The sequence below is a fragment of the Halomonas llamarensis genome (assembly GCF_023555005.1).
Classification (GTDB): Bacteria; Pseudomonadota; Gammaproteobacteria; order Pseudomonadales; family Halomonadaceae; genus Vreelandella; species Vreelandella llamarensis.
In genome coordinates this window covers 73,073-98,747 of record NZ_JAMJPJ010000005.1, presented here as the reverse complement: position 1 = coordinate 98,747, position 25,675 = coordinate 73,073, and the positions used below count along the sequence as shown (strand labels likewise).

Annotated in this window: 21 protein-coding genes; 1 reads left to right on the top strand and 20 read right to left on the bottom strand. The window is 55.3% G+C overall.

What is annotated here, in order from left to right; all coding sequences use genetic code 11:
* Nucleotides 1–17: 17 nt before the first annotated feature.
* From gloA to rho, 8 genes are all read right to left on the bottom strand, one after another.
* Nucleotides 18–458 (bottom strand): lactoylglutathione lyase, encoded by a 441-nt coding sequence (gloA, locus tag M8006_RS05270; RefSeq protein WP_250080414.1) that lies wholly within the window; start codon nt 456–458, stop codon nt 18–20.
* 404 nt (nt 459–862) lie between these two features.
* The gene (locus tag M8006_RS05265) at nt 863–1,594 is read right to left on the bottom strand and encodes an MliC family protein (protein ID WP_250080413.1); all 732 of its coding nucleotides are present in this window, start codon (nt 1,592–1,594) and stop codon (nt 863–865) included.
* A gap of 41 nt (nt 1,595–1,635) precedes the next feature.
* A complete protein-coding gene (locus M8006_RS05260; RefSeq protein WP_250080412.1) occupies nt 1,636–2,151 on the bottom strand; it encodes a DUF3087 family protein in 516 nt (171 codons plus the stop codon).
* A gap of 110 nt (nt 2,152–2,261) precedes the next feature.
* On the bottom strand, nt 2,262–3,353 hold the full coding sequence (locus M8006_RS05255) for a 3-deoxy-7-phosphoheptulonate synthase (protein WP_284046939.1): 1,092 nt from the start codon (nt 3,351–3,353) through the stop codon (nt 2,262–2,264).
* A 603-nt stretch (nt 3,354–3,956) separates the two neighbouring features.
* Entirely contained in the window at nt 3,957–4,082 is a 126-nt protein-coding gene (locus M8006_RS18145) for a hypothetical protein (protein ID WP_284046938.1), read from the bottom strand.
* 148 nt (nt 4,083–4,230) lie between these two features.
* Nucleotides 4,231–4,965 carry an NAD(P)H-flavin reductase gene (locus tag M8006_RS05250; protein ID WP_250080411.1) on the bottom strand — a complete coding sequence of 245 codons (735 nt, stop codon included), beginning with the start codon at nt 4,963–4,965 and terminating at the stop codon, nt 4,231–4,233.
* Between the two features lie 34 nt (nt 4,966–4,999).
* Entirely contained in the window at nt 5,000–6,499 is a 1,500-nt protein-coding gene (ubiD, locus tag M8006_RS05245; protein ID WP_250080410.1) for a 4-hydroxy-3-polyprenylbenzoate decarboxylase, read from the bottom strand.
* A gap of 40 nt (nt 6,500–6,539) precedes the next feature.
* Nucleotides 6,540–7,799, bottom strand: a complete 1,260-nt coding sequence (gene rho / locus M8006_RS05240) for a transcription termination factor Rho (RefSeq protein ID WP_179929941.1) — start codon at nt 7,797–7,799, stop codon at nt 6,540–6,542.
* A gap of 449 nt (nt 7,800–8,248) precedes the next feature.
* Between rho and ppx the strand changes: the two genes are divergently transcribed.
* The gene (gene ppx / locus M8006_RS05235; protein ID WP_250080409.1) at nt 8,249–9,796 is read left to right on the top strand and encodes an exopolyphosphatase; all 1,548 of its coding nucleotides are present in this window, start codon (nt 8,249–8,251) and stop codon (nt 9,794–9,796) included.
* Between the two features lie 17 nt (nt 9,797–9,813).
* On the opposite strand, the gene tilS is transcribed toward ppx, so the two are convergent.
* From tilS to rseP, 12 genes are all read right to left on the bottom strand, one after another.
* On the bottom strand, nt 9,814–11,112 hold the full coding sequence (tilS, locus tag M8006_RS05230; RefSeq protein WP_250080408.1) for a tRNA lysidine(34) synthetase TilS: 1,299 nt from the start codon (nt 11,110–11,112) through the stop codon (nt 9,814–9,816).
* A complete protein-coding gene (gene accA, locus M8006_RS05225) occupies nt 11,093–12,049 on the bottom strand; it encodes an acetyl-CoA carboxylase carboxyl transferase subunit alpha (protein ID WP_250080407.1) in 957 nt (318 codons plus the stop codon). The genes tilS and accA overlap by 20 nt, the downstream gene beginning before the upstream one ends.
* Nucleotides 12,050–12,229: 180 nt before the next feature.
* Nucleotides 12,230–13,354: a cyclic nucleotide-binding domain-containing protein gene (locus M8006_RS05220; protein WP_250080406.1), complete on the bottom strand. Its 1,125-nt coding sequence runs from the start codon at nt 13,352–13,354 to the stop codon at nt 12,230–12,232.
* 11 nt (nt 13,355–13,365) lie between these two features.
* Nucleotides 13,366–16,866 carry a DNA polymerase III subunit alpha gene (gene dnaE, locus M8006_RS05215; protein ID WP_250080405.1) on the bottom strand — a complete coding sequence of 1,167 codons (3,501 nt, stop codon included), beginning with the start codon at nt 16,864–16,866 and terminating at the stop codon, nt 13,366–13,368.
* 42 nt (nt 16,867–16,908) lie between these two features.
* Complete coding sequence (gene rnhB, locus M8006_RS05210) at nt 16,909–17,526, bottom strand: ribonuclease HII (RefSeq protein WP_250080404.1); 618 nt, start codon at nt 17,524–17,526, stop codon at nt 16,909–16,911.
* Nucleotides 17,523–18,692 (bottom strand): lipid-A-disaccharide synthase, encoded by a 1,170-nt coding sequence (gene lpxB, locus M8006_RS05205; RefSeq protein WP_250080403.1) that lies wholly within the window; start codon nt 18,690–18,692, stop codon nt 17,523–17,525. The genes rnhB and lpxB overlap by 4 nt, the downstream gene beginning before the upstream one ends.
* A 12-nt stretch (nt 18,693–18,704) precedes the next feature.
* The gene (gene lpxA / locus M8006_RS05200) at nt 18,705–19,472 is read right to left on the bottom strand and encodes an acyl-ACP--UDP-N-acetylglucosamine O-acyltransferase (RefSeq protein ID WP_250080402.1); all 768 of its coding nucleotides are present in this window, start codon (nt 19,470–19,472) and stop codon (nt 18,705–18,707) included.
* Nucleotides 19,469–19,912, bottom strand: a complete 444-nt coding sequence (fabZ, locus tag M8006_RS05195; RefSeq protein WP_250080401.1) for a 3-hydroxyacyl-ACP dehydratase FabZ — start codon at nt 19,910–19,912, stop codon at nt 19,469–19,471. The genes lpxA and fabZ overlap by 4 nt, the downstream gene beginning before the upstream one ends.
* A 133-nt stretch (nt 19,913–20,045) precedes the next feature.
* Nucleotides 20,046–21,083 carry a UDP-3-O-(3-hydroxymyristoyl)glucosamine N-acyltransferase gene (gene lpxD, locus M8006_RS05190; protein WP_250080400.1) on the bottom strand — a complete coding sequence of 346 codons (1,038 nt, stop codon included), beginning with the start codon at nt 21,081–21,083 and terminating at the stop codon, nt 20,046–20,048.
* An 85-nt stretch (nt 21,084–21,168) separates the two neighbouring features.
* Nucleotides 21,169–21,669, bottom strand: coding sequence for an OmpH/Skp family outer membrane protein (locus tag M8006_RS05185; RefSeq protein WP_250080399.1), 501 nt, complete (start codon nt 21,667–21,669; stop codon nt 21,169–21,171).
* Nucleotides 21,670–21,781: 112 nt separating this feature from the next.
* A complete protein-coding gene (gene bamA / locus M8006_RS05180; protein ID WP_284046937.1) occupies nt 21,782–24,133 on the bottom strand; it encodes an outer membrane protein assembly factor BamA in 2,352 nt (783 codons plus the stop codon).
* Between the two features lie 99 nt (nt 24,134–24,232).
* Entirely contained in the window at nt 24,233–25,591 is a 1,359-nt protein-coding gene (rseP, locus tag M8006_RS05175) for an RIP metalloprotease RseP (RefSeq protein WP_250080398.1), read from the bottom strand.
* Between the last annotated feature and the right edge of the window lie 84 nt (nt 25,592–25,675).

The window sequence follows — 25,675 nt, the reverse complement described above, 5'->3', positions numbered from 1 at the left end:
CTTTCCTTATCGCGTGATTACCAGCTGCCGGTATTTTCCATGGAGACCCAGGGCTCTTGCGGCGCCAAGGCATCGCCTTTTTGCAGCAGCTCAACGGAAATGCCGTCGGGGGATTTCACAAACGCCATATGGCCGTCGTGGGGTGGGCGATTGATGGTCACACCGTTATCCTGAAGCTTTTGACACAGCGCATAGATGTCATCCACCCGGTAAGCCAAATGCCCAAAATTACGCCCGCCGGCGTACTCTTCAGGGTCCCAGTTATAGGTCAGCTCAAGTTCTGGCGCTTGAAGTTCAGCTGAGCGCGTTTCATCTTCCGGCGCAGCGAGAAAAACAAGCGTAAAACGGCCTTTATCGTTTTCTTTGCGGCGCACTTCTTTAAGACCTAAGAGATCACAGTAGAAACGTAGCGATGCATCAAGATCACTAACGCGTGCCATCGTGTGCAGGTATTGCATGCTATTTCTCCTTGCTGCGTCGTGTGATGGAATTGGGGCAAACACGCCCGTCCCAGTGTCGCGAATAATGCACCTAGCTTAGCACTCCAACGGCATTTTTGCGGCCGGTTATACAAATAGAAACAAACGACGATCAATCGCTTTTAACGATACAACATCTATATATCCATAGTTTTTAACGGTAGTGTCGTACCGCTGATATCGTGCTCAATTTTGGCGGAAAGACACCAGTGGATTCAGTCACGCAGGCAGTGCTGGGGTCTGCCGTTGGGGCGCCATTTTAGGGCGGCGGCTAGACCGTAAAGTTGTCATCCTTGGCGTATTGGGGACACCTTGCTCGATTTGACCACCGCCCTTGCTGAGCCTCGTTGGCGCTTGGCGCTGCCCGCTTACTAGGAAGGCAACTAGGGCGCAATGCCCTGGCCACAGCCGCTATACTGCTGGCCATCAATGGACAGCGTGACTCGCGCCGGGTAAGGGTGCCCACTCATGCCATCAAAGCAGGCGCCCGCTTCGATTCGCACGCGGAAAAAACGCCCTGCATTCGCATTTTCGAGCACGACACGGCCAGCATCGTTATCCATTACGCTCATCATATACGGCAGCGTTTGGGTGGTCTGGCCGTAGCCGGTGGTTAGCGTAAGCGTTGGCGTGCTGCTGGAAAGCGCCACTGACCAGCCGGGCTCGTTACCGCGGCCTAAGAACATAACGCCCGGATGCGCTTCACGGGTTAAGGTTTCACGCGTGATGGTCTGCTGGCACTGCAGCTGACCACGCGGCGTCTCGACCTGTGCTTTGTTGCCGCGGTTCCAGAAGCTGATCTCACCATCTTGAAAACGCGCGCCGCTCGCCACGACCGCTTGAGGTAATTGCCATGCGCCATGTAGCGACCACAAGCGCAGTGTCTCGTCATTAAAGGCTGTCACCAAATGTTGGCTTGCCGGCTCACAACGCCACGCCTCAAATTTGTCGGCACCGCCTGCAAAGAGAGCTGGGGGCAGTAATGGCGCGGTTGCTTTGCCCTCAGGCGCGCGTTGATCTGAGGGCGCTATTGGCGCTGACGTCGCGGCACATCCACTCACTAGCAAGGTCACAAGCCCTAGGTAAAGTATATTTAGTTTTGGTAAGTGACGCATAGCACGCTCCCTGTTATTTTTTCGATAAGCTAACGGATAGGCTAACGGCGCTTAAACGCCTGTAAATCCTGGGGATCAAACCGGTCTACCGCTTCGGGTAATTCTAGCGCTTCACGCTTAAGTTTGACGTCCATCTTCTCGGCCAATCGTTCGGCGTCGTCATCGGTCGTCCGTCCGTTAAGCTCAGCCAGCTGGGTCATGCCTTGATGGTAAAACGTAAGGATATCTAGCGCGACTCGGTTGTCTTCTTTTACGGCTTTGCGCAGCGTCGGCAGGTAGCCGCTAATTTGCGAAAGGTGATGTTTAAGCTGCCAAACGTAACGCACTTCGTCCATCCAGGGACGCTCTTTCAACACGGCAAAAAGCGCACTGGTGGCAAGCAAACCAAGAAACACGCCCAAGCCATTTAGCCAAATGCTATTACCCAAGGCCGAGGTAAGCAGCATGGCAAACAGCATCCCGAAAATAATCAGCTGCCCTGCCATCGCAAAGCTGATCATCCGCGCTTTGCGGCGATACACTTCAGGCTCGTAATTGTCTAATTGAAACACTGCCATGGACGACCTCTTATCGTGGCGATTTAACTCTCATTAATGACTTTCTTAGCGAGAGTATTGGCCCCTATGATACGTGGCCGACCACAACGCACAAGCATTGACGCAAACCGTTAAGCCAAGCGCTCGGCAGCTGTTTTCAGCAAGTGCTCCGTGGACTCCCAGCCAATACAGGCATCGGTGACCGAGACGCCGTGGCGCAGCGCGCCGGGTTTAAGCGGCTGCTTACCTTCATGCAGGTAGCTTTCGAGCATCAGCGCCACAAGGTTGTTCTCGCCCGCCTGACGCTGCGCCAATACATCCAGCATCACTTCGCTCTGACGTCGGTGGTCTTTGCGCGCATTGGCGTGGCTGCAATCCACCATCAAACGTGGGTTTTGTCCGGCGTCGCGCAGCGCTTTTGTTGCCGCACGTACATGGCTTGCTTGATAGTTGGGTTCACCGTGACCGCCGCGTAGCACCAAATGAGTGTGTGGATTACCCTTGCTCAGCTGCATTACCGGGCGCCCGTGAACGTCTAACGCAAAGCGCTGATGCGGATGCGTCGCCGCTTGCATGGCGTCAATCGAAACTTGCATATCCCCGCTGGTGGCATTTTTAAACCCCACTGCCGCGCTTAAATCACTGGCCAGTTCGCGATGAAGCTGCGACTCCGTGGTACGTGCACCAATCGCCACCCAGCTCAGCAGGTCGTCCAAGTAAGGCGCCAGCATCGGTTGAAGAACCTCAGTGGCCACCGGAAGGCCCAGCCGGGCGACACGGCCCATTAGCTCACGGGAAAGCGTAAGCCCCTTGGCCATATCGCCGTTGCCATTTAAGTCCGGGTCGTACGCCAGTCCTTTCCAGCCAATGGTCGTGCGCGGTTTTTCCACGTAAACCCGCATTACCGGTACGACCTGTTCGCTCACCTCGTCGCTCAGTGCCGCCAAGCGCTCGGCGTATTCAAGGGCTGCACTGGGGTCATGGATGGAACATGGCCCCACCACGACCAGTAGGCGATCATCCTCGCCACGAAGAATGCGGCTGATCGCGTCTCGGTGTTCGGCAATGCTTGATGTTAACGCGGCATCCAGCGGATGGGTGGCGTGAAGCTCAGCTGGGGTTGGGAGCGGAACAGTAGCAGCATCACTCATCGGTGAAGCGGCTGACTGACCAGTCGCCTTAGGTGTTGTGGCGGTATTAAGCGTTTTAGCAGGGGCATTCATGGATCAACTCTCCGTGTTTGCGGGACAGTGTAGAGAACATCGTGTGCGTGATTCACCACCTAGCTGAACGCGTTCGGAGGTGGCAGCGGTGACCGATCGCGCGGCGTTAAATCGCCAACCATCGCCTGCGTATACATCGTTTCTGTATGTATCGTCGTTTGCGCTGGCAAAATAAACGTCGCGGTAGGTCATAGTGCTACTCCTCTGATAGTTCGTGTTGATAGATTGAGGTCTGTCAGTCTCGTTGAGACAGATGACAAAACGCGAAAGCCCCGGCTGGGGTTACCAACCGGGGCTTTCTATGCGGCAGGCAACCCGTGAGGTGTGCCTGTTGGCGCGACGTTAAGCGTCGGCCACGGGCACACCTTGGCTAAACCAATACCCAAAAAAGACACCAGCATTCGCTGGAGTGATTACGACATTGCGGTTAAGCGAGGCCATGGTCATTGTCTATTTCCGTTGGTTGAGCGGGCGTTCTGTGTACCGCGTTTTACAATTACGTCATGCTGAAACGCATCAATGGCTTGAATCCTGCCTGCTTTATCCACTGTTGACAAGCCCTTGTGGTGCAACTTTAGTCATCAGCGAGATCGTTTCTAGGCATTAGCCGTTAAAAAATTGGACCCAGCCAATAGTAGCGGGAAGCGCACTCATACTAACCAGCACGACCAATCCCATTACGATGGAAAAAAGTCCCGACGTATCTTTAACGTTTTCATCATGGGCCATGATAGCCTCCTTATCGTATGTGACGTTGCCAGGGGTTAACAACAAAGCCACTTTACCCAATCTTTGCGTCGACGACGAGGTTACAGATCGACAAAAGACCTACGACTACTTTACTAACCCACTTTATTAACAATGGGTTAAACCAACTCTAGCGCGGTGCATAGCTAAACACATCGGACAGCATTTGGCGCTTTTCGAGCCCTTTTTCCAGCAAAATATCCACGCAGGCATACACCATCCCCGGCGAACCAGACAGATAAACATTATAATCCGAAGGCAAAATAGAGGCTGCTTCCAAGGCTTCATCCACACGGCCTAAGTGGTGATAGATTCGTTCGCCCTGGCTCATCGGCTCGTTGAGTGGCATTTCGGTAACGGCATGAAACGTAACCGTCGAGTGTTTCTGCGCCCACTGACACGCCAAGGGTTCTAGGTACAAATCTCGATGCTCACGCGCGGCCCACCACAGATCAATCTGACGATTAGGCTGACGGGCAAGCACCGCTTCAATGATCGCTTTCATTTGTGCAAACCCGGTACCCGCCGCGATGAGCAGCAGTGGGCGCGTACTTTCAAGATCAACAATGCAGTCCCCACCCGGCAGGCGTACTGTCAACTGGTTCGCCACCTGTAGCAGCTCACGCAGACGTGCAGAATTATCGCGCTCCGGCCAGTGTTGGATATGCAGCTCAAGCTGGCCGTCGCCGCGTTCGGCGCTGGCGATCGAGAACGGCACCCAAATATCACCGTCTAGATGCATTTCCAGATACTGTCCCGGCGCGTGCTGCATCGCTTCTGCACGCCCTTGTAGGGTCACGCCGAATACATCGGGGTTTAAGTCTTCAACCTCGGTGACTTGGCAAGTCAACGTCCTTGCGCTCATAAAACCTCTTTATTATCTCAAACAGGGGAACTGCCTACTCACACCCTTGGCGTGCCGATGGCAGTGGAATACCAATACCCAATTCTTCCCAGCGCTGGTCGACACGCGTTTTCACTGCTTCATCCATGGTAATGGGCACGCCCCATTCGCGATCGGTTTCACCCGCCCACTTATTGGTCGCATCCCAACCCATTTTGGAACCCAACCCCGAGACTGGCGAGGCAAAGTCCAGGTAATCAATCGGCGTATTTTCGATAATCACCGTATCGCGTGCCGGGTCCATCCGCGTGGTCATCGCCCAGATGACATCTTCCCAATTGCGCGCATCGACATCGTCATCGAGCACCACCACAAACTTGGTGTACATAAACTGACGCAAAAAGCTCCATACCCCCATCATCACGCGTTTCGCGTGGCCAGGGTATTGCTTTTTCATCGTCACCACCGCCATGCGGTAGGAACAGCCTTCAGGCGGCAAGTAGAAGTCGACTATCTCAGGAAACTGCTTACGCAGGATCGGCACGAACACTTCGTTTAGTGCCACCCCCAGAATCGCGGGCTCATCCGGCGGGCGACCGGTGTAGGTAGAGTGGTAAATCGCATCGCGACGCTGGGTGATGCGCGTCACGGTAAAAACGGGGAAATAATCTACTTCATTGTAATAGCCGGTATGGTCGCCAAACGGACCTTCCGGCGCCATGTCATCAGGGTAGATAAAACCTTCAAGAATGATTTCGCTTGATGCCGGCACTTCAAGCTCAGCGTGGCCGCATTTAACCAGCTCCGTGCGCGAACCGCGTAACAGCCCGGCAAAGGCGTATTCGGAAAGCGTATCAGGTACCGGCGTGACTGCACCAAGAATAGTGGCAGGGTCAGCCCCTAGCGCTACCGCTACGGGGAAAGGCTCGCCCGGATGGGCTTTTTGAAACTCTTGAAAATCGAGCGCTCCACCGCGATGGGAAAGCCAGCGCATAATCAGGCGGTTTTTACCGATTTTCTGCTGGCGATAAATACCCAGATTTTGGCGTTTTTTATGCGGTCCCTGGGTCACTACCAGCGCCCAGGTCACCAAGGGGGCGGCGTCGCCTGGCCAGCAATGCTGAATCGGCAGGCGGCCCAAGTCGACATCGTCGTCCTCAAACACCACCTCTTGCACCGGCGCACGCTTGACCGTCTTAGGCCCCATGCTCAGTACTTGCTTAAAGATCGGAAGCTTTGACCACGCGTCTTTCAAGCCTTTGGGTGGGTCGGGCTCTTTTAAGAACGCCAGCAATTTACCCACTTCGCGCAGCGCCTCGACAGAGTCTTCCCCCATGCCCAATGCCACGCGCTTAGGCGTGCCGAATAGGTTCCCCAGCAGCGGCATGTCGTGACCCTTGACGTTCTCAAACAGCAGCGCAGGCCCGCCGGCACGCAGCGTGCGGTCGCAAATTTCGGTCACTTCCAAGTAGGGGTCAACTTCCGCGCTAATACGCTTAAGCTCCCCTTGTGCCTCCAGGGCGGCGATAAAATCCCGCAGGTCATGGTACTTCACTGTTGGCTCCCCGGCTCAAGGGTAAGACGACCAAAGCGCCTTAGCGGCGCTTCATGGCCTCAAAGAACTCCAAGTTAGTTTTGGTGTCTTTAAGACGGTCGATCAAGAACTCAGTCGCCGCGATATCGTCCATCGGGTTGAGCAGCTTGCGTAGAATCCACATACGCTGCATTTCATCCTCAGAGGCGATCAAATCTTCACGGCGGGTACCACTGCGGCGGATATTAATGGCAGGGAAAACGCGCTTTTCGGCCAGTTTGCGGTCAAGGTGCGCTTCCATGTTACCGGTGCCCTTGAACTCTTCGAAAATCACTTCATCCATTTTCGAACCGGTATCCACGAGCGCCGTGGCAATAATGGTCAGGCTGCCGCCTTCTTCGATATTACGCGCCGCGCCGAAGAACCGCTTGGGCTTCTCAAGTGCATGCGCGTCGACGCCACCGGTTAAGACTTTGCCGGAGCTTGGCACCACAGTGTTGTAGGCGCGCGCCAAGCGGGTAATAGAGTCGAGCAGGATAACCACGTCTTTTTTATGCTCGACCAGACGCTTGGCTTTCTCGATCACCATTTCCGCAACTTGTACGTGGCGCGCCGGCGGCTCATCAAAGGTCGATGCGACCACTTCACCGCGCACGGTACGTGACATTTCGGTCACTTCCTCCGGGCGCTCATCGATCAGCAGCACGATCAAATGACACTCGGGGTTGTTGCGCGTGATCGACGTGGCGATGTTCTGCAGCATTAGCGTCTTACCCGCCTTGGGCGGGGAGACCAAAAGTCCACGCTGGCCTTTGCCGATAGGCGCGGTGAGATCGATAATGCGCGACGTTAGATCTTCCGTCGAACCGTTACCGATCTCCATGAACATACGCTCATCGGGGAACAGCGGCGTCAAGTTCTCAAAGAGAATCTTGTGCTTGGCGTTCTCCGGCCGATCAAAGTTGATCTGGCTGACTTTCAGCAGGGCAAAATAGCGTTCGCCTTCTTTCGGCGGACGAATTTTCCCGGCAATGGAGTCACCTTTGCGCAGGTTAAAGCGGCGGATTTGTGAGGGCGAGACGTAAATATCGTCTGGCCCAGCGAGATACGAGCTGTCGGCGCTGCGCAGGAAGCCAAAGCCATCCTGAAGAATTTCCAGTACACCGTCGCCGTAGATATCCTCGCCACTTTTGGCGTGTTTCTTAAGGATGGCGAAAATGATGTCCTGCTTGCGCGAACGGGCGAGGTTGTCGATTCCCATCTCGCGGGCAATATCGAGCAGCTCGGGAACGGGTTTTTGCTTAAGTTCAGTGAGATTCATCGGTGTGTTAGAACGTTGCTCATGGAAGCTGGCGCCAGGCGCCGGAAATAAGAAAGGAGGCATGAAGCGACGCTTTAAACTGCCACGTCGCAGGGTGCGTTCAGATCCCGGGGGCACGCGCTCGAAATAAAAAGACACTACTGAGCGTAATCGGCTTCGCTCAGCGCGAGGGTGCTAACACTTACTGATCCCAGAAGCATATTGATTCACAATGGAACCGACTATACCAGCGGGCAATCTGACGACTTGGACATCGGGGCGGCTCGCCATTGAGCTGACTAAGCCTGAGGTGATCGAAACCGAGCGTTGCCAAAAACACATGACATGTCGATCCGAATCAAACCAATAGCGGGATGGTAGACAAGCTCTGACCCAAACGCAAGCCCTCAGCAATTGACAATCAAGATAGTGCCCCTCAACCTTTGTATAGCCAACCTCAAGGACAGCTCATGCCCAAGGACATCTTGCTCCCCTACGATTCACTGCCCGGCACCACCCGCAGTGACGCTGACAGCGGCGAGCCACAGCGTCTCGCTGCCATTGACATGGGCTCCAACAGCTTCCACCTGCTTGTCGCCAACTATCAAAATGAGCGACTTCAGGTCGTCGCGCGTCTGGGTGAAAAGGTCCAACTTGCCGCCGGTCTTAATGAAGACGGCTTTCTTAGCGACACCGCCATGCAGCGCGCGCTCGATTGCCTGGGACGCTTTGCCCCGTTTCTTAGCGGCATTCCTGCGTCACAGTTGCGTATCGTCGGCACCAACGCCTTGCGTGATGCCCACAATAGCCAAACGTTTATCGACTTGGCTGAAGCACAACTCGGCCACCCTATCGAGATTATTGCCGGACGCGAAGAGGCGCGCCTGATCTATCTTGGTGCAGCTCATGCACTTGCGGAAAGCGGGCGCCGGCTAATTATCGATATTGGCGGAGGGTCAACCGAGTTTATTATCGGCGAATCATTTGAGCCCATGGCGCTGGAGAGCTTGCGCATGGGCTGTATCACGTTTTCCCGCCGGTTTTTCCCAGACGGCGAGCTCAGCGATAAACGCATGCGCAAAGCAGAGCTCGCCGCGCTCTCTGAGCTTGCCAATATCCAGCGCCCTTACCAGCGCCTGGGTTGGGAAGACCCGGTCGGCTCTAGCGGCACGATTAAAGCGGCCGCCAGCGTATTACACGCATATGCCGATACGCCGCAAGAAGGACTCATTACGCGGGCAGGGCTGAAAAAACTGCGCGAGCGAATTATCAAATGCAAACACGTCGATAAAGTCGCCCTTGAAGGGTTAAAACCTGACCGTGCGAAGGTATTCCCTGCCGGTATCGCCATTTTAAGCGCCATCTTTGAAGCCTTTGAATTGGAGCAGATGCGCTTTGCCGACGGTGCCTTACGGGAAGGGGTACTTTTTGACATGGCCGGGCGCAACAGCGCTGAGGACTCACGGCTAAAAACCCTGGCGTCGCTTAGGCGCTGTTACGACGTGGATACCCGCCAGGCAGAAAACGTCGCTGATACGGCAAACCGTCTGTTTCAAGCGGTACGCGAGGAATGGCAGTTAAGCGATGATCATGGGCGCTATTTATGCTGGGCAAGCGATGTGCACGAGATTGGCTTGGCTATTTCCCATAGCCAGTTCCACCGCCACGGCGCCTACCTTCTTGAGCACTCGGATCTTTCGGGTTTTTCACGCCCAGAACAACGCCTACTGGCCTTTTTAGTGCGCGCCCACCGGCGCAAGTTTCCGCTAAAAGAGTGGCAAGCGCTGCCAAAAGCGCAGCAAGCCATATGCGCCCGACTGGCGAGACTTCTGCGTTTAAGCGTGCTGCTGAATCATGCGCGCCCTGAGACTCCACCGCCACTGCCTGCATTTAGCGTTCAGGGCGATGCGCTTTGCATTGAGCTGCCCAAAAGCGACGAGCCCACCCTGCTGAGCACGGACTTAGAGCAGGAGCAGGCCTACATGGAGAGCGCAGGCTTTTCGCTCGTGATTCGTTAACCCAGCCATCCGTTCGCCTACAACGCGTTATGCCATATCACCATTTCACCCGCCGCCTGCCAGCAAAGTCTGTCGGGCGGGTACACGGCAGCAATGCAGCGGATTGTGCGGTCCGTATTTTCTCGCCAGATAACCACCACGCGCTCGCGCTCCCAAGGCGGAATATTCGCCTCTTGCAGTAACCGCTTGAGATCCCGCCGACCACGTTTAGGCATCTCTAACACCTCCCCGCCCTGGCGCCACATTACGGTAAGCGATGACTCACTTACCAGCGAAAGCGGCACCTCACCGAGAGGTGTCACTAGCTTCGCTTGCCCGTCCCAGGTGGCGCACCATGCGGGCAATGGCGCGCGCTGCTTGATTAAATAAAACCGTTGTTGCCAAACCCGGGCCTCAACGTTGCCCCACGCGACTCGCACCTGAGCGCCAGCCCCGGCGTCCAGCTGCGAAAGCAGGCTTTCTAGCCGTTTGCGCGGCGGTGTTACCATCCCCAATTGCTGACATAAGGTGCGCACCAAAAGCCGCTGGCGCGCCAGTGAGCGCCGCCCAAGTGCTGTCACATCAAGCTGCCCTTCCCCAACACTCAGTGTGGCAAGCTCCTCCTCTGCGTACTCGGTTAATAGCGCATCGGCATCGCCCGCCTGTTCAGCGACAGCGGCAAAACAAGCATGCGTGCGCACCCAGCGCTCGCTAAGCACCGGAAAAACACGGTGACGTAGAAAGTTACGGTTGTAATGGGTCTTGGCGTTGGAAGGATCATCGCACCAGGTTAACCCAAGCGCTTCTGCGGCACACGTGAGGTCGTCTTGAGGAACATCGAGCCACGGTCGAATGATTTTTCCCCCTCGCCAAGGTCGTTGTTTGGGCATCGCGCTTACGCCCCGCAGCCCACTGCCGCGAAGGGCGGCAAGCAGAAAGGTTTCCGCCTGATCGTTTTGGTGCTGCGCCAGCCACAGATCGTCGCCTGCGGAAACGTGCTCGGCAAACGCGGCGTAACGAGCCTCGCGCGACGCACCCTCGACCCCTTGCCCATTTGAACTCACACTCACACGAGCCACCGTCAACGGTACGCTCAGGCTCGCACAAAGCTTGCGGCAGTGCTGCTCGAACGTCTCTGCGGCCGCTTGCAGGCCGTGATGGACGTGAATCGCTTTTAGCGATGTCTGCGTCTCTTTACATGCGATGACAGCCAGCGACAGCAACAGCGTTGAGTCCAGCCCGCCGGAGATTGCCACCCAAACAGAGCGCCCCGGCGGGGTTTCCGCCAGGGCGCTGTGCAGTCGCGTTAAAAGGGAATCAAGCGGCGGGGGCGCCATAGCTCATCAACCGTTCGTAGCGGCGCGATAGCAGCGCGTCGGTATCCATCGACTGCAAACGCTCTAAGCTCGCGCTAAGCGCCTCGCTGACCCGCGAAGCAGTATTAATCGGGTGGCGATGCGCGCCCCCAAGCGGCTCTTTCACTAGCGCATCGACAAAACCCAGCTCTTTCAAGCGCTCAGCGGTAATGCCCATGGCCTGAGCGGCATCAGAGGCTTTTTCGGCGCTCTTCCATAAAATCGAGGCGCAGCCTTCAGGCGAAATAACGGCATACGTCGAGTACTGCAGCATGTGCAACTCGTCGCACACGCCAATGGCGAGCGCACCGCCAGAGCCACCCTCACCGACGACCGTCGAGATAATTGGCGTCTTGAGCCGTGACATGACCGCAAGGTTATGAGCAATCGCCTCAGATTGACCGCGCTCTTCGGCGTCAATGCCGGGGTAGGCCCCGGGTGTGTCGATAAAGGTGAAGATGGGCATATTGAAGCGCTCGGCCATCTCCATCAAGCGACACGCTTTGCGATAACCTTCGGGCCGGGGCATGCCAAAATTGCGCCGCACCTTTTCTTTCACATCACGGCCTTTTTGATGGCCAATTACCATCATGGGCTTGTCGTTAAGGCGTGCAACGCCGCCGACGATAGCGGCGTCATCGGCAAAACGGCGGTCCCCGTGCAATTCGTCAAAATCGGTAAATATGTGCTCAATGTAGTCCAGCGTGTAAGGGCGCTGAGGATGCCGTGAAAGCTGGGACACTTGCCAAGGAGTCAAGTCTTTGAAGATTGACTCGGTGAGCCTGCGGCTCTTCTCCTCCAAGCGGCCAATTTCATCAGAGAGATTGACTTGGCTATCGGAGCTAACCAGACGCAGTTCTTCAATTTTTGCCTGTAATTCGGCAATCGGCTGTTCAAAATCGAGGTAATTAGGATTCATCGGCTAAGCCTGTAAAAATTAAGCCTTCTCGGATCGCGCAATAGGATAACGCATTATCGCACCTTGACCTTGTCACGCAAGCTAAGCCGAGCCATCTTGATCATCACCGCTAAGCGCGATGCTGCCGACATGGCTCACCTCTTGGTGATCATTTCTCCCTTATGGGCATGGCAAACCCGCTCACCCGGCCCATAAAGCCCAGAGCCCGAGAAATGCGACCCAATTGCCCAGCAAAAAATGCGAAACCGAAATCCCGATAAGATTGCGGTGCCTCAAGAACAGCGACCCCCAGATCAGGCCGCTGACCAAGCTGACAATGGATAAAATAGGGTTAACGTGAAGATGCAATGTAGCAAAAACCAAAGAGGACAGTATCACGGCTACCAACCCCTTACCCTTGCCTAAAAGCTTTTCCAAACTGGTTTGAAAAACGCCACGCGCCACCCACTCCTGTAACGGAGCGACTATCAAGTACGTTGCATAGCTGTAATCAAAGCGCGATAGGGTCCACCCTGTGGGTTTATCCCAATAGGCTGCCAAATACACGGCAAGCCCGTACAACAACAGCATGGCCATCAGAGTGAGAAGTAAGGATTCTTTAAGTGACGATCCCACATTAGCCATCGTCAATCCCATATCGTTGGCTGTCAGCCCGGACCGACGTACTAACTGCCAGAGAATAATCACCGCCATCAATTCGGTGATTCTGGAAAAAGAAAACATCAACCAACTATCGGTAGGCAGCGCCAGAAGGTTGACCATAAAACCATTGACTAACGCATAACTGGTCAACAACAGCAAAAGCGTTACCAAAAGAAAACCCAGCGAGTCTTTCTCTTTCTGAGCTTCAAGGAGCTGTTGATGTCTCGCCTGCAGGTCTTGGTGTTTATCGCTCAGTTGCTGATATAGCTTATGCGTGACCAAACGCTTGAATTCCGGCCACGTTTTGACAGCTTTCAGGTAATCTTCTGCGCGAATGCGGTAAGCGTGTACATCCGTTACCGCTTTTACGCTTGCCGCTCGCTGACCGCGGGCCTCTAACGCCAGCTCACCCAATAGATTACCAGCACCCGCTGTTCCAACAGGATGCGGCTTGCCTTGCTTGAGGATTTCCACATCCCCTTTGCTGATCAAGTACGCCGCGTCACCAATATCACCTTCTTTGATCAGATATTCGCCCGCAGCAAAATGTCGGTTACTGACACACTCCGCAAGCACTTCAAGCTCGTCTGCCAGTTGCGCACGCTCCTTTTCAGGGGCTCCTTGCAATAAAAGATCAGCAAAAGCTGACCGATCAACCTGCATGTTGTCCCCCATTAGCGATAGCGAAGTTGAACGCCAACCTGGCCTTGCACGTCTTTAAGCGCCAGTAACAAATCATCGCTCGGCGCCACCCGCCACTCGGCGGCAAGTTCAAACCATGCCGTGGCGTCCGGGTGGCGATACTGCAGCCGTACCGGTAAGCCGTCGCTATCGCGATACGGCGTCAAGCTATCGCGCAAGTTCTCAACCAGGCGGCCATTAATGTTGTCGGCTTCAAGCGCTACGTCGATTGATTCGCCGTAACGCGCGCGCGCCGCCACCATCGGGGTGACGTCTTTGCCGCGCAGCTTCAACCCGCCCGTATAGTCATCGCTTGAGACATCGCCTTCGACGATCAGCACCTGATCTGACTCGATCTGACCACGAAGCTGATCAAAAAGCTCGCCAAACAGCGAGGCTTCGATCCGCCCGGTGCGGTCATCAAGCGTAATAAATGCCATGGTGTCACCGCGCTTGGACTTCATCGTGCGCACGCCCACCACAAGCCCGGCAACACGCTGTGGCTCCCAGGAGGGCGATAAATCGACGATCCGAGTCGAGACAAAACGCTTCAACTCGCGCTCGTACTCGTCAATCGGGTGACCGGTGAGGTAAAGCCCCAAGGTCTCTTTTTCGCCCGCCAAACGCTCGCGGTCAGTCCATTCGCGCACGCCCAAATACTCAGCATAGACATCGTTATCTTCGGCGGCTTCAAAGGCATCGCCGAACATATCCAGCATACCGAGGTTTTGGTTGGTATGGTTTTGCGCGGCGGCCTTGAGGGCATCCTCCATCGACGCAAATAACACGGCACGATTAGGGCCAAGATTATCCAGCGCACCGGAACGAATCAGCGCTTCCAGCGTGCGCTTGTTTATGCGTTTAGGATCGATGCGACGGCAGAAGTCGAACAGATCGGCAAACGGTCCTTCGGCGTCGCGCGCCTCGACAATCGCGCCAATCGGCCCTTCGCCCACGCCACGAATCGCGCCGAGGCCATAGACTACGCGGCCATCGGTATCGACGGTGAACTTGTAGCCACCTACGTTGACGTCCGGCGGCGTCACGGTAAGTTTGAGGTGGCGGCATTCCTCGATCAGCGGGACGACCTTATCCAGGTTATCCATCTCGGTGGACATCACCGCGGCCATAAACGGCCCCGGATAGTGCGCTTTGAGCCACGCGGTTTGGTAAGAAACGAGGGCGTAAGCGGCCGAGTGCGACTTGTTAAAGCCGTAGCCGGCAAATTTCTCGACCAAGTCGAAGATATTGCCCGCGAGGTCTTTATCGATCCCGTTGGCTGCACAACCTTCCATAAAGCCAGCGCGCTGCTTGGCCATCTCCTCGGGCTTTTTCTTACCCATGGCCCGGCGCAGCATATCTGCCTGGCCAAGGCTATAACCCGCCATCACCTGGGCGATCTGCATTACCTGCTCTTGGTAGAGAATAATGCCGTAGGTGGGGCCCAGCACTGGCTCCAGCAGCTTGTGCTGGTAATCCGGGTGGGGATAAGACACTTCCGCGCGGCCGTGCTTGCGGTTGATAAAATCATCGACCATGCCCGACTGAAGCGGGCCGGGGCGGAACAACGCGACAAGCGCGATCATATCGTCGAGCGAATCAGGCAAAAGCCGTTTAATCAGCTCCTTCATTCCGCGGGATTCAAGCTGAAATACCGCGGTGGTTTCGGCACGTTTGAGCATGTCAAACGTCGGAGCGTCATCCAGCGGGATGGCATCGATATTGAGCGGCCCTTCACCTTCGACAGCGCGCACTTTATCGACCATCTCCAGCGCCCAGTCGATAATCGTCAAGGTGCGCAGACCGAGGAAGTCGAACTTCACCAGCCCCGCTTCTTCGATATCGTTCTTATCGAATTGCACCATAAGCCCCGAGCCGTCTTCATCGCACAAAAGCGGCGCAAAATCGGTTAGCTTCGTCGGGGCAATGACCACACCACCGGCGTGCTTACCGGTACCGCGGGTAATGCCTTCAAGTTTCCGCGCCATTTCCCAGATTTCGCTGGCTTCGTCGTCAGCTTCGACAAACTCTCGCAGGGCGGGCTCGGCGTCAATCGCCTTAGCCAGCGTCATTCCTACTTCAAATGGAATCAGCTTGGAAAGCTTGTCGCCCAAGGAATAGGGTTTGCCCTGAGCACGGGCGACATCGCGCACCACCGCCTTCGCCGCCATGGTGCCGAAAGTGACAATCTGCGACACCGCATCGCGACCGTAACGTTCGGCAACGTATTCGATGACCTTGTCGCGTTTTTCCATGCAAAAGTCGACGTCAAAGTCGGGCATCGACACACGCTCGGGGTTCAAAAAGCGCTCAAAAAGCAGGTCGTAGCCAATCGGGTCGAGGTCGGTGATTTTCTGCGCGTAGGCAACAAGCGACCCGGCACCCGAACCACGCCCCGGCCCCACTGGCACGTCGTTGTCCTTGGCCCACTGAATAAAGTCCATCACGATCAAAAAGTAACCGGGGAACCCCATCTGGATGATGATGTTGAGCTCGAAGTCGAGCCGCTCACGATAACGCTGATCGATCGCCTGGTACGCTTGATCATCGCGAGGGTACTGCTGCGCCGGAAAAAGAAAGTCCAAACGCTCGGTCAAGCCGTCGTGGGAAATCTTGCGAAAAAAATCATCCTGGGTCATGCCCTCGGGGATTTCGAACTCGGGCAGAAAGATTTCCCCTAGGCGCACATCAACACTGCAGCGCTTGGCAATCATCACGCTGTTTTCCAACGCTTCGGGGATATCCGCAAAGAGCTCAGCCATCTCGTCGGGGCTTTTGAGGTATTGCTCCTCAGCGTATTTGCGCTCACGCCGCGGATCGTCTATAGCCTTGCCTTCCCCTATGGCGACCCGGGTTTCATGAGCCCAGTAGTCGTCGCGCTCAAGAAAGCGTACATCGTTGGTCGCGACCACGGGCGTACCGGTGTCGATGGCAAGTTTGACGCTTTCGTGCACGCAGGCTTCTTCGAGCGCGCGCCCAGTGCGGGTAAGTTCGAGATAAAAGCGCTCGGGAAACGCCGCCTGCCACTCATGCAACAACGCTTTGGCATCTGCGTAGTGTTCGGCAAGCAAGTGGCGGCCGATTTCGCCGTCGCGCGCCCCCGAGAGCGCAATCAGCCCTTCGCTTTGCGCCAACACCCAGCGCTTGTTGAGAATCGCCCGCCCTTGGCGCTGGCCATCGGTCCACCCTTTCGAAATCAACTCGGTAAGATTGCGATAGCCCGTCTCGTCCATGGCCAAAAGAGTGAGCCGGTACGGGTGCACCTCATCGTGAGGGTTATGCAGCCATAGGTCGCTGCCGATAATTGGCTTAATGCCGGCGCTTTGCGCGGCCGTGTAGAATTTCACCAAACCGAAAAGGTTTGCTTCATCCGTCAGCGCCACCGCCGGCATATTGTGCGCCTCAGTGGTGCTGACCAGCGGCTTAAGTTTGACCAAGCCATCGACCAGGGAGTATTCGCTGTGTATACGCAGATGGACAAACGGAACCGTCATAGGAGTCTCGACGCTGGGCAATAACATGAATGGATAACGGGTTTATAGCAAAGCGAGCTGACGCTTAACCGGGGCAAAACTTTTGCGATGCTCAAGCAAAGGGCCGTGGGCGTCTAGGGCTAACAGATGCGCTGTCGTTGGGTAGCCCTTATGGCGAGCGAAACCGTACTCAGGATAGCGCTGATCCAGCGCGACCATCTGCGCATCGCGCGCCACTTTAGCCAAAATCGACGCGGCGGCAATCGCGCTATGGCGCAAATCACCTTTCACCACCGCCTGGCCTGGAAGCGCGTGCCCCGGCAGGCGGTTGCCATCGACCAATACGTATTCTGCTGCAGGCGTAAGCCCATCAATCGCGCGGCGCATGGCCAAGTGCGTGGCGTGATAGATATTCAGCGCATCGACCTCCGCCGCCGACGCTTCGGCAACACAAAACGCCAGAGCCTTCTGGCGAATTTCCCCGTCCAGCGCTTCGCGCTTTCGCGCCGACAGTTTTTTGGAATCGGTCAGCCCGTCAATAGGTACCGCTGGGTTTAATATCACCGCTGCCGCGACGACGCTGCCCACCAGGGGCCCACGCCCCACTTCATCAATGCCCGCCAACCATTCGCCTTGGTAGGCAATTTCCAGCGGTGGCCAGGACGATGCCTTCGTGGTCATGAATCCCCTTGAACTAGCGGCTGCCCTGCGGCTAGCGCCTCAATCGCCTCCGCTGCGCGGCGGCTAGCATCACGCTGCAATTCAGCATGCATGGCGGCAAAACGTACTTCTAACGCTTCGCGCTCGGCTGGGTGATCCAACAGCTGCTCTAGCTGCTTGGCAATCGCCTGGGCGCTTGCCGCCTCTTGAATCAGCTCCGGCACCAATGTTTCTTGGGCGATAAGGTTGGGTAGCGAGATCCAGCGCGCTTTCACGAGCCGCTTAGCAAGCCAGTGAGTGACCGGCGCCATTTTATACGCAACAAGCATCGGCCGATGGCAAAGCATCGCTTCCAGCGCGGCCGTGCCCGAGGTCAACAGCACAATGTCGCTTGCCACCATCGCCTCCCGCGATTGGCCGTCAAGTAACGTCACCCGTGTGGCGAGTTCAGGGTACTCGGTTAGCAGGGCGTTTAGCTCTTGGTAACGCGCGGGCGTGGCGGCGGGGATGACAAACTGAAGCGCAGGAAAGCGCTCGCATAGCATTACCGCGGCGGCTAAAAACGTCGGCCCCATGAAACGGATTTCATTCGCTCGCGAACCGGGCAGTAGCGCCACAAGCGGCCCTTCGGTTGCCAAACCCAGCGTTTTTCGGGAAGCGCGGCGGTCGGTGTCAAGCGGCAACTCGTCAGCAAGCGGATGACCTACAAAGGCAACCGGCACGCGATGCTCACGGTAAAACTCGGCTTCGAACGGCAACAGCGCCAGCATGCCATCAACCGCACGAGCGATCTTTTTCACCCGCCCTTGGCGCCATGCCCAAACCGATGGGCTGACATAGTGCGCGGTTTTGATGCCCGCATTGTGCAGGGCACGCTCTAGGCCTAAGTTAAAATCTGGGGCATCAACCCCTAGCATTAAGTCCGGCTGCCACGCGAGCGCGTCGGCTTTGAGTGTTTTTCGTACACGGAGCAGTTCCGGCAAGTGTTTAAGCACTTCGACCAACCCCATCACTGATAAGGTTTCCAACGGAAAGCGACTTTGCATGCCAAGCTCAATCATTCGCGGCCCACCTATGCCACGAAACTCAACCCCAGGGTGGCGGACTTTGAGCTCGCGCATTAGGCCCGCACCGAGGGTATCGCCTGATAACTCACCGGCAACAATGTAGATACGCTTAAGCGTCATGGCAGGCCTCGTTTACCGCACGATACCGCGGGTCGAGCACTCGATAGAGGCGGCAAAGCGTTCAACTTCCGGCAGCTCGTAGCGTTTACGCATCTCCACAAGCGCTTGCTCGACGGTTAGCCCTTGGCGATAAAGCAGTTTATAGGCGTCTGTCAACGCTTTGATCGCCTCGCTGCTAAAACCACGCCGTTTCAAGCCGACCAAGTTGAGCCCGTGCACTTGCGCCGGATTACCGTTAATCATGGTGTAAGCAGGGGTATCTTTGGTAATGATGGAACCACCCCCTGCCATTGCGTGCTCGCCAAAATGGCAAAACTGATGCACAGCCGCCAATCCGCCTAAAATGGCACAGTCACCCACATTGACGTGACCCGCGAGTGTCACTTGGTTGGCAAGAATGCAGTCATTACCGATGATACAATCATGACCTACGTGCACATAGGCCATTAACAAGTTACGCGAACCAATCGTGGTTTCGCTACGGTCTTGGACAGTACCGCGATGGATCGTCACCCCTTCCCGGATGACATTGTCATCACCCACAACTAAGCGCGTAGGCTCGCCATCGTATTTTTTATCCTGGCAATCCTCACCGACCGAGGCGAACTGAAAAATACGCGTGCGCGCACCCAGCGTTGTCGGCCCTTTCACCACCACGTGAGGGCCAATCACCGAGCCCGCCCCAATCGCGACTTGAGGCCCGATGATGCTATACGGACCTACTTCGACGTCGTCGGCCAACTGGGCCGATGGATCAATCAGTGCAGTCGGATGAATCAAGCCACCTTCCTCTCGGCACAAATAATTTCTGCTTCGCAGGCCAGTTCGCCTTCCACCGTAGCGCGGCAGGCAAACTTCCAGATACCGCGTTTGCCACGAATCACGTTTGCCTCCAGCCTCAGCTGATCACCGGGCATGACGGGGCGCTTAAAACGAACGTTATCGCTACCTACCAGATAGTAAACGTAGCCATCGGCCGGGCGCTTATTGACGGTTTTGAACCCTAAAATTCCACATGCCTGTGCAAGCGCTTCAACCACCAACACGCCAGGCATAATCGGATGGTGGGGAAAGTGACCATTAAAAAACGGCTCATTAATGCTGACATTTTTATACGCAACGATGGTTTCGCCTTCGGTGAGCTCAATCACCCGGTCCACCAGCAAAAACGGATAGCGGTGGGGTAAATATTCGCGAATTTCGTTGATATCCATGACCATCGTGGCGACCTCTAAATAACATATATCCTGAGCTGAGCTCAGGAGCGTCCAGCTTTCCTGCTGGTGAAGGCAGTGGATTATAACGCGCGACGCATTAGCCTCAACCTACCCAACGTAAATATCGTCGTGCCTTTTATTCACTTAACTGCTGTTTTTCTAGTCGTGACAGGCGCTTGGCTATTTCATCAAGTTGCTTAAAACGCACGGCATTTTTTCTCCACTGGAGATTATTCATCGCTCCCGTTCCTGATGAGTAGACACCCGGCTCATGGATGGAGTTGGTCACTAAGCTCATTCCCGTGACTTGCACGCCATCGCACAAGGTTAAGTGCCCTGAGAGACCCACACCGCCGCCAAGCATGCAGTGCTTTCCCACTTTGGTGGAACCCGCCACCCCCACACATCCGGCTAGCGCGCTGTGGTCGCCAATTTGCACGTTATGCGCAATTTGTACTTGGCTATCGATTTTAACGTCATGACCAATAAGCGTATCCCCAAGCGCCCCTCGGTCAATACTTGAGCAGCTACCAATTTCTACGTCATCTCCAAGAATCACGCCGCCTAGCTGCGCAATCTTGAGCCAACCGGCACCATCGTGGGCAAAACCAAAGCCGTCACCACCGATCACGCAGCCGCTATGCAAAATCACACGCTTACCCACCACAATGCCATGACAAACGGTCACGTTGGCATGTAAGCGCGTCGCTTCACCGAGATGGCTATCGGCCCCTACGATGCTGCCCGGCCCGACCACTACACGGTCTTCGAGTACCGCGCCAGAGGCGATGACAGCGTTAGGTTGAATCGAAACATCAGCGCCTAGCGTGGCATCTTCCGCCACCACCGCCGAAGGGTGGATACCGGGCGTATCTAAGACGGCCATTGGATCGAATAACTGTGAAAGCTTAGCGTAGCCAAGGTAAGGGTTGTCCATTTCCAAGCGGGGTACTGGACAGCTTTTGCCGTGCTCTGGGTGGAGTAACACAGCGCCCGCCTGCGTCTTGGCTAAATCTTTCAGATAAGCACGATTGGCAAGAAAGGCCACTTGATCCGGCTTAGCGTCTTTAAGCGTCGCTAAACCACGAATGGGCGAGTCTCCGTTGCCGCTAAAGGCGACGCCTAGATGGCGGGCAATGTCCGTCAGAGTAATGGTGTAAGCAGCGTGCGTCATGGTAGCCCAAACTCGTAGCGCAAAAAGCGTGCGGTATTAAAACACCGCAGCGACGTTCTCAACGACATTAACCTTTCTGGCGTGATTAATTCAGCGAATTAAAGGTTTGCGTCACTTCATCGGTCAGGTTGGGCAGATCCATTGATGAGTGCAACACACCCTGAGGCTCGACCAAAATATCAATATCATGGCGTTGAATGACCTGATCCACGGCTCGTTCAAGGGTGGGCTCCGCCTGCTGCAAAAACTGCTGCTCTGAGCGCTGCTGAGCCTGACCAACGTGTTGGCGTAGCTGCTCAAAGCGGCTACCTTTTCGCTGCAGCTCACGAATCATTGACTCACGCTCGGCATCAGACATCAGCTCGCCCTCGCTCTCTAGGCGTTGCTGGAGTGACTGCAGCTCTTGGCCTAAACTTTGCGCTTCACGCTGTTGCTCGCCCACTTCATTTTCTAATTGATTCAATGATACCTGGGCCGCCTCGGTGTTCATCAGCGCGGCCCGCCAATCCAGCACCGCGACCTCGGCTGCATGTGCTGGCAGAATCATCGCGCCCATCAAACATACTGTCGCTATAAGTTTACGCATGTTATTCACTCCTGAATTTTATCGGTATATATCGCAACCAAAGCATTTGTCTCTACCAAGGGGCGCTGAGTAAGCAAACCCAGCTGCCACTGGGTTCACTCTGAGTTATGCCTTAAAACGTTTGCCCCAAAGAAAACTGGAAGAACTGCGTATCATCGTCGCTTTCGTCATTCATCGGCTCTGCTACGCTAAAGGTCAGCGGCCCAACAGGCGTTAACCAAGATAGACCGACACCCACGCTATAGCGCAAGTCCCCCAGTTCCACACCTGAGTTGCAGCGCTGACGATTCGCATCATCCTCTAGCACGTCGTAGCAAGATGTCAGGAAGGTATTCCCCGCATCGAAAAACAAAGATGACTGCAGTGCACTTTGGTCCTCAATAAAGGGCATTGGGAAAATCATCTCGGCACTGCCTTCCACCAGGACATTCCCCCCCATGGTACGGTCGCGCCCCCCCTCACGCTGCGGTGTGGTGCGCTGCCCCAACGTATTGGAGGTAAAGCCGCGCACCGACCCTAAGCCGCCAGCATAGAAATTTTCATAGAAGGGATAAGGGTCGTTACCGCCAAACGTGTCAGCGTAGCCTAAATTACCACTGAACTTGAGGGCCCACAGATGATCGTCATCAATAGGGAATAGCTGCTGCGCGCGGACGCGCGCTTTATAGTAGCTAACATCACTGCCGGGGGCGGCCGTTTCTAATGAAACACGCTGATAGCTGCCTGCAGTTGGCATCATTCCACGGTTAAGGTTATTGCGTGTCCAACTTCCCGTCAGCTTAACGCTTTGGGCATTGTCACCTTCGTCCATGACATAGCGTTCAATTTCTGAGGCCGTATCGAAAAACGTTTTTACCGTGGTATCTTCAGCACTTGCACCGAAGTTTAATCGCGATAGCTCGCTAATCGGGTAACCAACATTGATTCCCGCGCCGTACGCGTCAGTTGAAAAGGTAGAAACATCAGAGTCTTCGTAGTCGGTTTCACGATAGAAGACATTATACCCACGGGAAATTCCGTCCAGTGTCCAGTAAGGGTCGGTAAAGCCGAAGTTGATACTGGTAAAGGTATCGCTTCGCTGAGCGCCAACATTGACGCGGTTACCGGTACCGAGGAAGTTTTTTTGCGACAACGATGCGCCGTAAATAACCCCGGCACTTTGCGAAAAACCAATGCTGGCAGAAATTGAACCGGAAGGTTGCTCTTCAACGTTATAGGTCACATCAAGTTGGTCTGTCTCACCCGGCACCCGGCGGGTGTCGACTTCCACTTGACTGAAAAAGCCCAGCCGTTGCAGGCGCTGTCGCGACTGAGTAATCGCTTCGGTCGACGCGGGCGCGCCTTCCATTTGAGTCATCTCACGGCGCAACACTTCATCCTGGGTCGTAGTGTTGCCGACAAACTCAATGCGCCGCACATACGTGCGCTGCCCCGGATCAACGCCAATGACCAAATCCACCTTACTGCGATCATCAGACACCTGTGGAATACCCTCCACGTCGGCGAAGGCAAACCCTTCAGTACCTAAACGCTGACGTAACGCTTCTGTCGAGGCATTAAGATCACTGCGCGAGAAGGTGTTACCACTTTGCACTTCTAAAAGATCACGCGCTTCGCTCTCAGCGATTTGCAGATCGCCATTGAAACGGATATCACCCACCTGGAACTGACTACCTTCATTAACGTTCAAGGTAATAAAAATATCGTTTTTCTCAGGCCCAATAGATACCTGAGTGGAGGCAATCTCAAAGTTCACATAGCCGCGATCAAGATAGTAAGAGCGCAACCGCTCAATATCACCGGATAACGCTTCACGCGAATACTCGTCGCTTGAGAACCAGCCGAAAAACAGACCCGGCGAGTCTTCTAGCTCAAACAGATCACGCAAGGTCTCATCATCAAATGCTTCATTGCCAACGATATTGATTTGACGAATTTTCGCCACGCCCCCCTCGTCGATATCGATATTGACCTTAACGCGGCCTTCATCGACTTCTTTCACGTCAACATCAATCCGTGCGCTGTAACGGCCCTGCGATTGATAGACGCCTTCGAGTTCACGTTGCATCTCTTCGAGGGTAGACAGCTGCAACACTTGCCCTTCGGACAGGCCGGATTGTTCTAGCCCTTGACGCAGGTCGTCCTCGGAAATCTGCTTATTCCCGCTAATATTCAGCCGCGCAATCGTCGGGCGTTCCACAACTTGAACCACCAGCACATCACCTTCACGCGCTAATGAAACGTCATCAAACAAGCCGGTAGCAAATAGTTCGCGCGCTGCTTTCGCAAGCGCTTGGTCATCAACACGATCATTTGCATTCACGGGGAATGCATTAAAGACCGAGGCGGCAGAAACCCGCTGTAGCCCCTCTACACGAATGTCGGAAACGTCAAAAGATTCTGCTTGGACATTCCCCGCTGTTGCCAACAGGAATGCCGCCACTCCCAGGGTCTTAATTTTCATGCAGTCAATTCGCTCGCGTTAGTCTGCCTTCGTGTCTCGACAGGCACCTTATACATTTGTGCAGGCAGCTGACAAGCCAGCTGCTCGCTACACGCGTGATCACCACAGGCGCATCAAATCAAAATAGAGCGCCATTATCATTAACGTTCCTACCATCGCCAAGCCAATACGTAGCCCAATCGCTTGCGCCTGCTCTGATACCGGGCGCCCGCGGACAATTTCCACTAGGTAGTAAAGCAAATGGCCGCCATCGAGAACAGGGATTGGCAACAGATTCAGTACACCCAGGCTGATAGAAAGATAGGCGAGAAAGCCGACGAATGCTTCCATGCCGGCGCGCGCGGAGTCTCCCGAAATCTGCGCGATGGTAATTGGCCCCGATAGGTTCGACGGTGAAATCAGCCCCACCAACATTTTCCGGATGGCATCGAGGGTCAACATAACCATGTCACCGGTTTTATTAAACGCTTGCCCCACCGCTTCAACGGGGCCATAGCGTATTTCACGGCGCAGCTCTTCCGGCCATTCAACAGGCTCAACCCCAGCGCCGATGTAACCTACTTCAACACCGTTTTCTAACGTGTTGCGCCCTGGCGTAAGCGAGACAGTTTGTTCGCTATCGTCGCGCTCAATACGCACATCAAGCGTTTCTCCTGCATTACCGCGCACCACATTAACGAACGCCATCCAGTCATCGACCGGTTTATCATCCACCGCGACAATACGATCCCCCAAACGCAACCCTGCCGCGGCCGCCGCTTCACTGCCCATGACTTGGCCCAAAACCGCCGGAAAGTCTGGCCGCCACGGAAAAATCCCTAAGCTTTGCAGCGGTTGCGGTGGCTCTTGGCGTACCAGATAGTCATCCACTGGCAGCGTATAGCGCTGCGAAGCAGTGGCGTTTTCAGGACGTGCTTCAATACTCAGCGCACCATTATGGCCGATCAAAGACACCAATTTAAGGTTGATCTCGTCCCAAGCGCGTACAGGCTCGTCTTCAATCGCGACAATTTCAGCGCCACGCTCAAGACCTGCCTGCTCCGCCGGAGAGCCCGATAAAACGTCACCAACAAGCGGCGCTACGGCTGACGTACCGGCCACAAAAAGCGCCCAGTAAGCAACAATTGCCAACAAAAAATTGGCCAACGGGCCTGCCGCCACAATGGCCACACGCTGCCAGACATTTTTGCGGTTGAACGCGTATTTAAGCTCCCCATCAGGCACAGGGGCTTCGCGCTCATCCAGCATTTTGACGTAGCCGCCAAGCGGGATCGCCGCCACGGCATACTCCGTGCCGTGACGATCGGTGCGGGACCACAGAGGTTTGCCAAAACCGACTGAAAAGCGCAGCACTTTCACACCGCAGCGGCGTGCCACCCAGAAGTGACCAAACTCGTGAAACGTCACCAAAAGGCCCAGCACCACGATAACCGCTAATATATTTTGTATCAGGCCCACGCTTATCTCCTCAGTTCTTGCTGGTCGCCCGCTGGTTTGCGCGCATAGCGATACTCTCGTGCAGGGTATTTAGCATGCGCAGAC